At 64.1% G+C, this 12,922-nt stretch carries 12 protein-coding genes; 9 read left to right on the top strand and 3 right to left on the bottom strand.

Annotated elements, in window-relative coordinates; all coding sequences use genetic code 11:
- The first annotated feature begins 161 nt into the window (after nt 1–161).
- On the top strand, nt 162–1,061 hold the full coding sequence (locus U9R80_RS12490; RefSeq protein WP_301842313.1) for a LysR substrate-binding domain-containing protein: 900 nt from the start codon (nt 162–164) through the stop codon (nt 1,059–1,061).
- On the opposite strand, the gene U9R80_RS12485 is transcribed toward U9R80_RS12490, so the two are convergent.
- From U9R80_RS12485 to U9R80_RS12475, 3 genes are read right to left on the bottom strand one after another with little or no spacing between them, the layout of a single operon-like run.
- Entirely contained in the window at nt 1,015–1,620 is a 606-nt protein-coding gene (locus U9R80_RS12485; protein WP_301842312.1) for a nucleotidyltransferase family protein, read from the bottom strand. The two genes, U9R80_RS12490 and U9R80_RS12485, sit on opposite strands and share 47 nt — an antisense overlap.
- On the bottom strand, nt 1,617–2,588 hold the full coding sequence (locus tag U9R80_RS12480) for an XdhC family protein (RefSeq protein ID WP_301842311.1): 972 nt from the start codon (nt 2,586–2,588) through the stop codon (nt 1,617–1,619). Before U9R80_RS12480 ends, U9R80_RS12485 begins: the two co-directional genes overlap by 4 nt.
- Nucleotides 2,589–2,594: 6 nt before the next feature.
- Entirely contained in the window at nt 2,595–3,542 is a 948-nt protein-coding gene (locus U9R80_RS12475; RefSeq protein ID WP_301842310.1) for a LysR substrate-binding domain-containing protein, read from the bottom strand.
- 228 nt (nt 3,543–3,770) lie between these two features.
- Between U9R80_RS12475 and U9R80_RS12470 the strand changes: the two genes are divergently transcribed.
- From U9R80_RS12470 to U9R80_RS12435, 8 genes are all read left to right on the top strand, one after another.
- Nucleotides 3,771–4,709: a LysR family transcriptional regulator gene (locus U9R80_RS12470; RefSeq protein ID WP_301842309.1), complete on the top strand. Its 939-nt coding sequence runs from the start codon at nt 3,771–3,773 to the stop codon at nt 4,707–4,709.
- A 186-nt stretch (nt 4,710–4,895) separates the two neighbouring features.
- A complete protein-coding gene (locus U9R80_RS12465) occupies nt 4,896–5,825 on the top strand; it encodes an amidohydrolase family protein (RefSeq protein WP_301842308.1) in 930 nt (309 codons plus the stop codon).
- A 4-nt stretch (nt 5,826–5,829) separates the two neighbouring features.
- On the top strand, nt 5,830–6,735 hold the full coding sequence (locus tag U9R80_RS12460) for an amidohydrolase family protein (protein ID WP_301842307.1): 906 nt from the start codon (nt 5,830–5,832) through the stop codon (nt 6,733–6,735).
- A gap of 150 nt (nt 6,736–6,885) precedes the next feature.
- Nucleotides 6,886–8,286, top strand: coding sequence for a UbiD family decarboxylase (locus U9R80_RS12455; protein ID WP_301842306.1), 1,401 nt, complete (start codon nt 6,886–6,888; stop codon nt 8,284–8,286).
- Nucleotides 8,279–8,902, top strand: a complete 624-nt coding sequence (locus U9R80_RS12450; RefSeq protein WP_301842305.1) for a UbiX family flavin prenyltransferase — start codon at nt 8,279–8,281, stop codon at nt 8,900–8,902. The genes U9R80_RS12455 and U9R80_RS12450 overlap by 8 nt, the downstream gene beginning before the upstream one ends.
- The gene (locus U9R80_RS12445; RefSeq protein ID WP_301842304.1) at nt 8,899–9,966 is read left to right on the top strand and encodes a CobW family GTP-binding protein; all 1,068 of its coding nucleotides are present in this window, start codon (nt 8,899–8,901) and stop codon (nt 9,964–9,966) included. The genes U9R80_RS12450 and U9R80_RS12445 overlap by 4 nt, the downstream gene beginning before the upstream one ends.
- Nucleotides 9,967–10,142: 176 nt before the next feature.
- Nucleotides 10,143–11,483, top strand: coding sequence for a nucleobase:cation symporter-2 family protein (locus U9R80_RS12440; RefSeq protein ID WP_301842301.1), 1,341 nt, complete (start codon nt 10,143–10,145; stop codon nt 11,481–11,483).
- A 30-nt stretch (nt 11,484–11,513) separates the two neighbouring features.
- Nucleotides 11,514–12,905, top strand: coding sequence for an amidohydrolase family protein (locus tag U9R80_RS12435; RefSeq protein ID WP_301842299.1), 1,392 nt, complete (start codon nt 11,514–11,516; stop codon nt 12,903–12,905).
- The last annotated feature ends 17 nt before the right edge of the window (nt 12,906–12,922 follow it).

Here is a 12,922-nt window from a genome sequence, read left to right as displayed (position 1 = left end):
CCAGCGCCACGCCATAAAGAGTGGCTGTTCTTGTTGTTCTGTAGGGACGCGGATGCCCGAAGCAAGGCATCGCCACAGCGAAGCGCATCTGTGGCTTCAAACTAAGGAGAGAACAGCAGGACGTACAATACTGTTTGGATACCCGACCATTCGAGATGCATATGGATATCAGACACCTGCGTTACTTTATTGCGGTGGCGGAAGAACGTAACTTCAGCCGCGCGGCGGAACGCCTGCATATGTCGCAGCCACCGCTGAGCCAGCAGATAAAAATCCTCGAGGACTTGCTGCAAGCCCAGCTGTTCATTCGCGGGCGGCAAGGCGCACGGCTGACCAGGGCCGGTGAAGCCCTGCTGGTGCTGGCGCGCAGTATCGTCAAGGATTGCGATTCGGCAGAAAAACTGGTGCGGCGCGTCGCGGACGGGCTGGAGGGCTACTTGCGGGTGGGTATCGTCAACTCGGTCATGTACGGTCCCCTGCCCAGAACGCTGCACCTGTTCCAGACAAGCAACCCGAATGTCGATTGGACCTTGCACGAGCTATTGCCCGCGCAGCAGGAGGATGCACTGATCAACGGCAGCATCGATGTCGGCTTTGCCTGCAGTGCAAGCGAACGCAGCGAACTGATTTCGCAATTGGTGTATCCGCAGTCGCTGCGGGTGGCGGTGCCGGTAAACCATGCACTGGCTCAACGGCCATCCATTGATCTTGCCGACATCGTCGGCGAAGACTTTGTCATGCTGAACACCCAAAGCCCGATGATCCGCGATGTGCTGACAGCCTGCGCGAAGATGGCACCGGCGCTGCGCATACTGCACGAGTCCACCGATCCGGCGATTGTCCTGAGCCTGGTCGACGCGGGCGTCGGCATCAGCCTGTTGCCTGAATCCCTCGCCAGCGTGTTTCGCACCGGGGTAAAGTTTGTGCCGCTGGCCGACAGCACCTTCAATGCAAACCTCTTTGCTACGCGTCGACGTGACGACACGCTACCGGCGCTGGAGCGGTTTCTCGAGATTATCCAGGTCTGTTCCAGTGAGGCCATGGCTGAGGTGCAGCGCTGATGAGCTGCTGCGCTGTATCGACATCCCGCAGCACCCCGGGGTCGTCCACCGCCAGGCCTACGCACTGGTGCCGGCGGGCCTGAACCACAGCGCGGGCGCCCTGGTCACCGGTCAATCGGCCCAGCTCGGGCCAGAACGCGCGGCCGAATAACACGGGGTGGCCCTGCCTGCCCTGGTGGCGCGGAAACAGGATGGTCGAGCGCGTCGCCGCGTCGGCGAGCTGCTCAAGGGTGGTCGGCGCGATCCAGGGCATGTCCCCCAGCAGGATCGCCACGGCCTGCGCGGTACTGTCAGCCAGCGAGGCAACGCCGCTGGCCAGGCTGCTGCCCATGCCCAGCGCAGCGTCCGGGCTGTAAACCACCCGGCAATCGCCGGGCAAGCCGAACGCCTCCGGTCGCTCGCCTTCGCGCAGCACCACGCGCACCTCCTCGAACACGGCCCAGGCATTGGCGACACTGTGCGCCAGCAGGCTGCGGCCATCTGCCAGGGGCGCGCAGCGTTTGTCGGCGCCGAAGCGTGAGCCTTGCCCGGCGGCCAGCACCACGGCGACCACGCTCACAGCGCCTCCCGGGCAATGCCATTGCGGATTCGCAGGATGTCCGCCAGCACCGCCAAGGCGATTTCCGCAGGGGACTTGCTGCCCAGGTTGAGGCCAATGGGCGCATGCACACGGGCCAGCGCAGCGGCATCCAGCCCGCCGATACGCTGCAGGCGCTCACGCCGCTTGTCCGAGGTTGCCCGCGAGCCCATCACCCCGATGTAGAACGCCTCGGTACGCACCGCTTCGAGCATCGCCAGGTCATCGATTTTCGGGTCATGGGTCAGCGCGACCACGGCGGTGTCGCTGTGACAGCCGCCGTTGGCGATGAACACCGAAGGCAAATCGCGGCGGATCTCGATGCCCTCCAGCACGACCCCGCTCAGCACTTCGTCACGCGGATCGCACAGAATCACTTCAAAGCCCATGCCGGTGCCGAACAGCGCGCAGAAGTGCGCAACGCTGGAGTAACCTGCCAGCAGCAATCGCTGTGCCGCGCCGATTCGCAACAGCACGCGGGCGCCATTGCGTTCCACGCGCGGTCCTTGCGCCGGGTCGTCGCTGAGCCGGCGCGTGCCATCGTCCAGGTTGACGTCACGCAGCAAGCGACGGTGCCCGCGCAGCGCCGATTCCAGCGCGCGCAGGTGGGTCTGCACCGCGCAGTCGGCCGGCAGGTTTTCCACCAGCACCTCTAGAATGCCCCCGCAAGGCAGGCGGATGTTCGAGCCCGAGTCGCTGCCGTCACCGTAGCGCACGACGCTCACCGGCTCGGCAAACCCGCCCGCCGCCACCCGCTCGAGAAAGTCATCCTCGACACAGCCCCCGGAAAGCGAACCGCACCACTGCCCGGCGGCATTCACCGCCAGCAACGAGCCCGGTACCCGGGGCGCCGATCCGTAGGTGGCGAGCACGCTGCAGAGCCACACACGCTGGCCCTCGCAGGACCATTTGAGGGCCTGGCGAATCACCTGCAGATCGAGATGCTGCATGCGCTGTCACTCCCTCTCCAGGCAGGTGGACGGGCGCCGTTTCGCAGCGCCCGTATCGACAGCGACACGCTGCTCGGCCAGCACCAGCTCACGCAAGGTATCAAGGAACATTCTCAGCACCGGGGAATCGTCGTCGGCGCGGTACAGCGCATACAGCGGCACCTCGGGCAGCGCCGGGCTCAAATGGCGAAACACCACCCCCGGCGGCGCCACCTGCTCCAGCGACGCTGGCAGCAGCGTCACGCCGAAGCCGGCTTTCACCAGGCTCAAGAGGGTTTGCACTTCGATGGCCTGCTGGCGGATCTGCGGCGTGAAACCCGCCTGGATACAGCACTGGAACAGGAAATTGGCAAACCGAGACTGGTCGAGCTCAAGGGCAACGAACGCCTCGCCGGCCAGCTCCGCCGGCATGATCTGCTGCTGGCAGGCCAGCGGGTGCTGCTCGGGCAGCACCACCCGGATGGGCTCGTACATCAGCAGCTCATTGCGCACGGCGGGGTCGTCGTGGCCGACCCGGAACACACAGACATCGATGCGCTTTGCCTTGAGCGCCGCCACCTGCGCCACCGGGGTCATCTCACGCAGCCGCCAGCCGACATCACGATGGGTCTCGCGAAACTTGTGCAAGGCGCGCGGAAGTACACCGACCATCACCGAGCTGATCATGCCGATCTCCAGGTCGCCGACCTGGCCGCGCGCCGCTTGCCGGGTGATGTCGATGGCATGCGCCAGTTGGTCGAATACCAGCGGCGCCTGCTGTTTCAGCACGCGGCCTGCGGCGGTCAGTTCGACCAGGTGATGGCTGCGCTTGAACAGCGGCGCGCCAAGCTCCTCTTCCAGCAAGCGGATCTGCTGGCTCAACGGTGGCTGGGAAATATTCAGGCGATTGGCGGCGCGGCCGAAGTGTAATTCTTCGGCCAGCACCGAGAAGTAGCGCAGTAGTCGCAGGTCCATTTCCACCCCTATACGGAACCAAGGCGTTTGTTTTCAGCGCACAGAACCTATTAGCTTCGCTTTCAGTCACCCTGCCTCGGCAGGGCCAACGGCGTGCCACCCTCCCCCTGCCCCGGCGAACAGGTGGCGCAATTGCTGGGCTGCGCCGCACAATGGCGATAGTCGCAAGACGTGCCTCATCCAGCCAGCGACAATTTCTGCCATCTTCTGTAAGTAAGGCTAACAGCCATGAACAAACGCTATCCGTCGATCCAGTCGATGAACGCCTTTCTCCAGGCCGCCCGCACCGGCAGTTTTTCCCGTGCGGCGCGGGAGCTGCACCTGACCCACAGCGCCATCAGCCAGCAAGTGCGCTCGCTGGAAGAATTCATCGGTCAGCCGCTGTTCATGCGCGATGCCGGGGGCAGCCAGCTCACCGATGCCGGGCAGCTGTTGGCGCGGCTGCTGGCCGATGGCCTGGCGCAGATTGATCGGGCGTTGTGGTCGGTGAAAAATCGCAATGTGCCGCAGCGGTTGACACTCGGGGTCGACAACGAGCTGGCGCAGAACTGGCTGAATGCGCGACTGCCGAACCTGATCGAGCTGTTGCCGGGCACCGAACTGGTGATCCTGACCCATGCCGAGCGCGCGTCTTTTGAACGGGTCGACCTGGCCTTGCGCTACGGTTATGGCGACTGGGAAGACTGCGAGATGACGTCGATCTGCGACGACCAGGTCACCGTGCTGGCGGCGCCTGCGCTACTGCAGCGTCATGGCCTGCAGGCCCCGCTGCCGGCGCCGCGGGTACTGGAGTTGCCGCTGCTCGGCTATACCCGAAGGTCGTGGATTCCCTGGATGGACGCGGCCGGCCTGCCCCCGGTGGAGCCGAATGCGGCGATGACGTTCGACAATGTGGCCAACCTGATTGCCGCGATCGAAGCGGGCGTCGGTGCCGGCCTGGCGCGCGGGCTGCTGTCGATTGATGGCTTGCGCGCAGGAAGGCTGGTCAAACTGACCGACGTCAGCGTGCTCGCCCAATACAACCTCTATGCCGTGTGGGCCTCCGGCAAGGGCGAACAGGTCGCGCCCATCGTCGCGGCGATCAAGGCACTGGCCGAGGAATCGTTGCACATCACTGACGTCGCGGTCGGCGATGCCACCTCCATATCGCCAACCTATCAAGACTGACAGCAACAAGTATTGTACGGCCGGCCTCCGGGCTTCTGATACTGCGGCCCAAGCAGCGAACGCTTTGTGCTCGATGCGACCAGGTGAGGGAACGTGCGCCATGCACGTAGCAACGACCTAACGCACAAAGCGACGGACTGCGAACTGGAAGGCGCTCCTTCCCCGCAATATCAGGAGATCGAAACAATGATCATCGATATCAGTTGCTACCCCACCGACCTGGTGGACCTCGCCTGGAGGCATGACGGTGACCCCTTCACCGGCGAACGCCTGCTGGAGATGATGGACGGCCCCTACATGATCAACGGCAAGCCACGCCGAATTGACAAGGCCTTCATCCAGCCCCCCCAAGGCAACACCATCTACACCTGGACGGATGGTGAGCTCAGTGGTCGCGAGTCCATCGACGCCTACATGGCCTACACCCTGAAGATGGTCCAGACCTACCCTGACCGCTTCATCGGCTGCTTCGTCTACAACCCGCGCTGCGGGGTGGAAAACGGCGTCGAGGCCATCGAGCGCTACGTCAAGGAACACGGCTTCAAGATGGTCCAGATGCAGGCCAACATGCACGCCTACCGCCCCGACCGGGCGCTGGACTGGGTACGCCCTGCGTTCGAGAAATGCGCCGAACTGGGTATTCCGGTGAAACTGCACACCGGCGACGGGCCGTACAGCATCCCGTCCGAATGGGTACCGATGATCAAGGAGTTCCCCAACGTCGACTTCATCATGGCGCACTTCGGCGTGCAGACCGGCGGCGTCTACGTGTTCGAGCCGATGCAATGGGCCATGGAGCTGCCCAACGTCTATTGCGAATCCGGCTGGTGCCTGCAATCGCGGATCGTCGAGTTCGCCAAGGTCCTGCCGACCCACAAGATCCTCTTCGGCACCGACACCCCGCCGAACGAGCCGGGCATGTGGCTGCGCCTGCTGGAAGTGCTGTGCCATGAGCCGCCGCAGGGCCTGAACCTCGACGAGGACACCCTCGAGGACTACCTGGGCAACAACACCGCACGCATGATCGGCCTGGAGCCGAGCGCCCCGCCGCGTTCCGTTTCCGAAGCAGAGGCGCAACTCAAGCGCCCCGTCACCACGCAACTGGCCAGGAGCTGAACCGATGATTATCGACACCCATCTGCACCCTACCAATCTGGTCGATGAAGCCTGGCGCCACACCGGCGAGCCCTTCACCGGCGAGCGCATGCTCAAGTTGATGGATGGCCCGTACATGATCAACGGCAAGCCGCGCCGCATCGACATGGGCTTCATCCAGCCACCCCCTGGCAACACCGGCTACCGCGATGGCAATCGCCGCGGCCGTGAAGGCATCCGCGACTACATGTCCTACGTCGCCGAGCTGTGCGTCAAGTACCCGGACCGCTTCATCGGCAACTTCAACTTCAACCCGCGCTGGGGGCCGGAAAACGGCGCCGCCGAGCTGGAATTCCATGTCAAGGAATACGGCTTCAAGATGCTCAAGCTGCACGCCAACATGCACGGCTACCGCCCGGATCGCGCCCTCGACTGGCTGCGCCCGGCCATGAAAGTCTGTGCCAAGTACAACATCGTCGTGCTGATCCACACCGGTGATGGCCCGTACACCATTCCGACCATGTTCTACCCGATCATCCGCGAGTTCCCGATGGTGAACTTCATCATTGGTCACTTCGGCATCCAGACCGGCGGCAACTACTCGTTCGAGGCGTTCTGGATGGCGATGGACACGCCGAACGTCTATTGCGAATCGGGCTGGTGCTTCCAGTCGCGGATCGTCGAGTTCGCCAAGGAACTGCCCCGCGACAAGATCGTCTTCGGCACGGACTCGCCACCGAACGAACCGGGCATGTGGCTGCGCGAACTGGAAGTGCTCTGCTCGCCGGCCCCGCAGGGCCTGGGCATCGACGAAGATCACCTGGAAGACTACCTGGGCAACAACATTGCCCGCCTGGTGGGCATCGAGCCGACCAAGCCACCCAAGGATCTGGTCGAAGCGGACATTCGCCTGACAACGACTTACCTGTAGCGGTACTCCCTTTCAGGCGCATGCACGCCCTGGTAGTGCAACCCGTCAACGCGGCTGACGGGGTGGGAACCTGTCGGCCGGCTTTTGCCAGTCGGTCGATTGCCCCTTCATCTTCAGGTAGCTGTGCGCCTGCTTTTTGCGAGGTGCAACATGTTGAAATCACCGCTCGGCGAATGTCAGGACTTTCATGCGTTCGCCACCCAGTATCGCGCGCTGTACCCGGACGATGTGCTCACCATCAAGGAGCCGCTGTCCGCCGACCAGGACGTCACCGCCATCATCGATGCGCTGGCTGCGCAGGGCCTGCACCCGTTGCTGGTCTGTGAAAACGTCGGCGGTCAGCAAGGGCCGGTCGTCACCAATGTGTTTGCCTCACGCACCCGAATCGCGCGCATCTTTGGCGCGGCCCCCGAACAACTGCACGAAGTCTTCCAGGCCCGGGCCAACCGGCCCATCGATCCGGTCTACGTCCAGGAAGGCCCGATCCTTGATGAGATCTTCGAAGGCGAAGACGTGGACCTGGCCTTGCTGCCGATGCTCAAGCATTTCGACAGCGACCGCGGGCCCTACATTACCAACGCCATCATTGTCGCCGAGGACCCGGTCACCGGCGTCGCCAACATGAGCTACCACCGCTCGATGCGCCATGCGCGCCAGGCGCTGGCGACCAGCCTGCACTCGCGCGGCCACCTCTGGCGCATGCTGCAGACCGCCCGCGAACGCGGCGAAGAGTTGCACGTGGCCATGGTGGTCGGCGCTCACCCGCTGTTCATGCTCGCCGCCGCCGCACGCCTGCCCTTTGGCAGCGATGAACGCGCGGTGGCCGGCGGCCTGTTCGGTGCGCCGCTGCAACTGGTGCGCACGCCGCGCTACGGCATTGGTGTACCGGCCTTTGCCGAGTTCGTCCTCGAAGGCGCCATCGACCCCATGGCCTACGCCGACGAAGGCCCGTTCGGCGAGTTCAGCGGCTATTCCTCCGACCGCTCGACGAACAACGTGCTTCGCATCGACACCCTGATGCGCCGACGCGATGCCTGGCTGGTGGATGTGGTCGGCGGCCGCTATGCCGAGCACCTGACCCTGGCCCGCCTGCCCCGCGAAGCGGAGATGAGCGAGAAGCTCAAGGCGCGCTTCCCGGCGGTGACCGCCGTGCATTACCCCAACTCCGGCACGCATTTTCATTGCTATGTCGCCCTCGACCAGAGCCGCGACGGCGAGGCCCGGCAGATCATGCTCGCGCTGCTCGGCTGGGACCCGTACCTGAAGACCGTGATTGCCGTCGACAGCGACATCGACATCACCGACGACAGCCAGGTGCTCTGGGCGCTGGCAACGCACTTCCAGCCGCACCAGGACCAGTTCATGGTCGACGGCCTGCCGGGCAGCCCGCTGGACCCCTCGTCCTCGGCCAACGGCACGACATCGCGCATGGGCCTGGACGCCACCCGAGGCTCGGGCTTCGAGGGTGTACGCGCACAACTCTGCGACGAGGTGTGCAGCCGCGCCCGCGAGCTGATCAAACCCTACCTGGGCGGGCTGCATCATGAATAGCCCGCGCGGCGCCAAGCCTCGGCGCGTGGTGGTCGGTATCAGCGGCGCCTCGGGCTTTGTCTATGGCGTGCGGCTCCTGCAGATCCTGGCCGAACTGAAGATCGAGACGCACCTGATCGTCAGCCGCGCCGCCCTGCTGACCATGGCCCATGAAACCGACTACAAGCTGGCCGACGTGGTGGCCCTGGCCAGCCACTACCACCGCGCCGACGACATCGCCGCGTCGGTGGCCAGCGGCTCGTTCCATGCCCTGGGCATGATCGTCGCGCCGTGCTCGATGCGCACCCTCGGCGAAATAGCCACCGGGACGTCCTCGGGGCTGATTTCCCGGGCGGCGGACGTCACCCTCAAGGAGCGACGGCCGCTGGTGCTGATGACCCGCGAAACGCCGTTGACCCTGGCCCACCTGCGCAACATGACGGCCGTCACCGAAATGGGCGGCATCATCGCGCCCCCCGTCCCCGCGTTCTATGCCCGACCGGCAAACCTTGCAGACATGATCGACCACAGCCTCGGCCGGGTGCTCGACCTGTTCGGGCTTGACGCCGGCACTGCCGTGCGTTGGGGCGAACCCGCCGCAACTGACCTTACTGGCAACACCAAGGAGCTTGTATGAACAGCACTTTCAAGGCACCGACCCGCAATACCAAGATCCCGGTCACCATTCTTACCGGCTTCCTGGGCGCGGGAAAAACCACCCTGTTGAACTACATCCTGCGCGAGAACCATGGCCGCAAGATCGCCGTCATTGAAAACGAGTTCGGTGAAGTGGGGATTGATGGCGACCTGGTGTTGGCCTCGGAAACCGAAGAAATCTACGAAATGGTCAACGGCTGCGTGTGCTGCACTGCCGAAGTGCGCGAAGACCTGGTGCGCATCGTCCGCGAACTGGTGGCGCGGCCGGAACGCCTGGACCACATCCTGGTGGAGACCAGCGGCCTGGCCGACCCTTACCCGGTGGCGCAGAGCTTCTTCATCAACGACCCGATTGCCGCCGAAGTGGAGCTCGATGCCATCGTCACCATGGTCGATGCCAAGCACATCGCCCAGCACCTGGAAGACCTGGAGCTCGATGGCGTCGACAACCAGGCGGTCGACCAGATCGTCTGCGCCGACCGCATCGTGATCAACAAGGTCGACCTGGTGAACGATCTGGAAGTCGCCGACCTGAGCCAGAAAATCCGCAGCTTGAACGCCACCGCTGAACTGGTGACCTCAAGTTTTGCGCAGATCGACTTGCAGAAAATCCTCGGTATCGGTGCCTTCGAGGCCACCCAGAAGCTCATGGAGATCGGCGCCACGCCCGAGCAGGCAGACCGCCACGATCACGCCCATAAACATGACCACGAAAACGAACACGACGACTACCCGCACGAGCATGACGCCAGTGTCACCTCGGTCGGTTTCTCCGTGTCGTCGGACATCAACCTGGTGGCCTTCCACCGCTGGATCAGCGAACTGCGCACCGAACAGGCGGACACCCTGTTCCGCATGAAAGGCGTGCTGGCGGTCCAGGATCAGGACCAACGCTATGTGTTGCAGGGCGTTCACAGCCTGGTGGAGTTCCGTGCAGCCCAGCCCTGGGGCAGCGAACCGCGCTCGAGCAAGGTCGTGTTCATCGGTCGCAACCTTGACCGCGCAGCACTGAACGAGCGTTTCCAGGCCTGCCTGGCCAGTTGAGGCATCCGCCGGTCAACTGCGCCGCCGCGCCGATGCGCCGGCGCAGCCAGCCCCACCACCTTGAAGGCGACCTGGGCAACGAGCCTACGGGGTGCAGCGTTCTCGTGTCGAATTTGTACAGTCTGAATGGATAGGCCTCTTAACAGCACAACAACAAGATTCAGAGGAGCAACATCATGACTTCACACAAGCACCCCGTTGACCAGCTACTGCCGGTGCGGCAGATGGTGACGCTCGGCATACAGCACATGGCGATCTGTTACCTCGGGTCGGTCGCCGTACCCCTGCTGGTCGCCTCGTCGCTGAAACTCTCCCACGCCGAGACCGTTATCCTCATCAGCACCACCCTGTTCTGTACCGGCATTGCCACCCTGCTGCAAACCGTTGGCTTCTGGAAATTCGGCGTGCGTTTGCCGGTGCTCCAGGGCGCGGCCTTCAGCAGTGTCGGCCCGGTCATCGCGATCGGCTCCAACCCGGACATCGGCATTGCCGGCATCTGCGGAGCGGTGATTGGCGCCGGGGTCATCACCATGCTGGCCGCACCGATGGTGGGCCGCATGCGCCCCTATTTTCCGCCGGTGGTGATCGGTTGCATCGTCACGGTCATCGGCCTGCAACTGCTGCCGGTCGCCTATTCCTGGGCGGGCGGCGGCAAGAACAACGCCAACTACGGCGCGCCGGCTTTCCTGCTGGTGTCCGCCGTGGTGCTGGTCACCATCCTGGCGGTCAACCGCTTCGGCAACCCGATGATGCGCAACCTCTCGGTGCTGATCGGCATGGTCATCGGCACCGTGCTCGGTTGCGCCCTGGGCATGGGGGACTTCAGCCGGGTGGGCGATGCGCCGTGGCTCACCGCGCCCTATCCGTTCTACTTCGGCGTGCCGACGTTCGCGATCCTGCCGATTGCCACCATGCTGGTGGTGATGATCGTGCAGATGGTCGAGTCGATGGGGCTGTTCGTTGCCATCGGCGACATTGTCGATAAACCGATCAAGCAGAACGAAGTGGTCAATGGCCTGCGCGCCAATGGCCTGTCCAGTGCCATCGCCGGCTGCTTCGCTGCGTTTCCGTTCATTGCCCACATGGAAAACGTCGGCCTGGTGATTCTCTCCGGCGTGCGCAGCCGCTGGGTCGTCGCCACCAGCGGGGTGATCATGTGCCTGGTGGCCCTGGTGCCCAAAGCCGGCGCGGTGATTGCCTCCACACCTGCGGCCGCCCTGGGCGGCGCCGCGATTGCCATGTTCGGCGTGGTGGCGGCTGCGGGCATCCAGACCCTGGCCAAAGTGGATTACGAGAACAGCCGGCACAACGTGATGATCGTCGCGTTCAGCATCTCCGTGGGCCTGGTCCCGGTGCTTGCGCCAACCCTGTTCAGCCAGTTGCCGGCCTGGAGCCAACCGTTCCTGCACAGCAGCGTGGTGATCGCCTGCATCGTCGCCGTACTGCTCAACGTCCTGCTCAATGGCGTCGACACCTCGGCCAAGCCGGTGCTGGAACGCTCCTCCCATGGTCACTGACCCATCACTGCTTACGCAAAGGATCTGGCGATGAAACAGCAAAATATTCTGGTGAAAGGATCGTCCGCGGTAATGACCGGCCTGCGCGGCCCGCGTGCCCGCGCAGGCCGGGTGGACATACGTATTGGCAACGGCGTGATCACCGAGATTGCAAGCAACCTCAGCGCTCAACCGGGCGAACGGGTCATCGACGCCACCGATTGCGTGGTCTACCCCGGCTGGGTCAATACCCACCATCACCTGGCGCAGAACCTGCTGAAGGCGGTTCCGTCCGGGATGAACCAGGACTTGCAGGACTGGCTGGCCAGCGTGCCCTACCCGCGCCTTGACCGCTTTACCCCGACGCTCATCCATGTCGCTGCGCAACTGGGCATGGCCGAACTGCTGCTGTCGGGGGTCACGACCTGTGCCGACCACCACTATCTCTACCATGCCCACGGCAGCACCGAGAGCGGCGACCTGCTGTTCAATGTCGCGCAAGCGTTCGGCATGCGCTTTGTCTTGTGCCGTGGCGGCGCGCTGGAGTCGGCCAATGCGCACCCTGGCTTCTCGAAAACGGCGCTGCTCCCGGAAACCCTGGAACAGATGCTCGGGGATATCGAACGGCTGAAAGCGCGCTATCACCAGGACACGCCGACGGCGATGCGCCGGGTGGTGGTTGCACCGACCACACCGACCTTCTCCCTGCCGCCTGCCCTGCTGCGCGAGCTGGCCCACAGCGCCCGGGACATGGGGCTGCGCATGCACAGCCACCTCTCGGAAACCCGCAACTATGTGAACTTCTGCCGGGAGAAGTTCAACTGCCTGCCGGTCGAGTTTGTGGCTGAGCACGAATGGCTGGGGCCGGATGTCTGGTTTGCGCACATGGTCCACCTGGAGCCGGGCGAGATTCGCCTGCTCGCGCAAACCAACACCGGCATTTCCCATTGCCCGCTCAGCAACAGCCGCCTTGGCAGTGGCATCGCCCCGGTCCCGCAACTGGCCAACGCCGGGGTCACCATCTCGCTGGGCGTGGACGGGGTCGCCTCGAACGAGTCCGGCAGCATGATCAGCGAAGCGAACATGGCCTGGCTGATTCACCGCGCCGCCCAAGGCGTGCAGGCAACCACCATTGAAGATGTCATTCATTGGGGCAGTGCCGGAGGGGCCCGCGTACTGGGGCTGGATGCCGTGGGTACCCTGGAGGTTGGCCAGGCGGCCGACCTGGTGGTGTACAGGCTCGACCACCCGCGCTTCTTCGGCTTCCACGACATCGCCGTGGCGCCGGTGGCGGCCGGCGAGCCGGTAGCCGTGCACTACAGCATCATCAACGGCTGCGTGGCCGTCGACCGGGGTGAAATCCCCGGGCTGGACCTGGCCCGACTGCGCAAGAACGCCCAAGAGGGCGTCAGGCACATGATGCTCGACAGCCTCGAACCCTGATCAGGACTGACCGTGAA

This window comes from Pseudomonas sp. JQ170C, assembly GCF_035581345.1.
Taxonomy (GTDB): domain Bacteria; phylum Pseudomonadota; class Gammaproteobacteria; order Pseudomonadales; family Pseudomonadaceae; genus Aquipseudomonas.
Note: the sequence above shows the minus strand (reverse complement) of the source record. Positions and strands in the feature narration are given on the sequence as shown.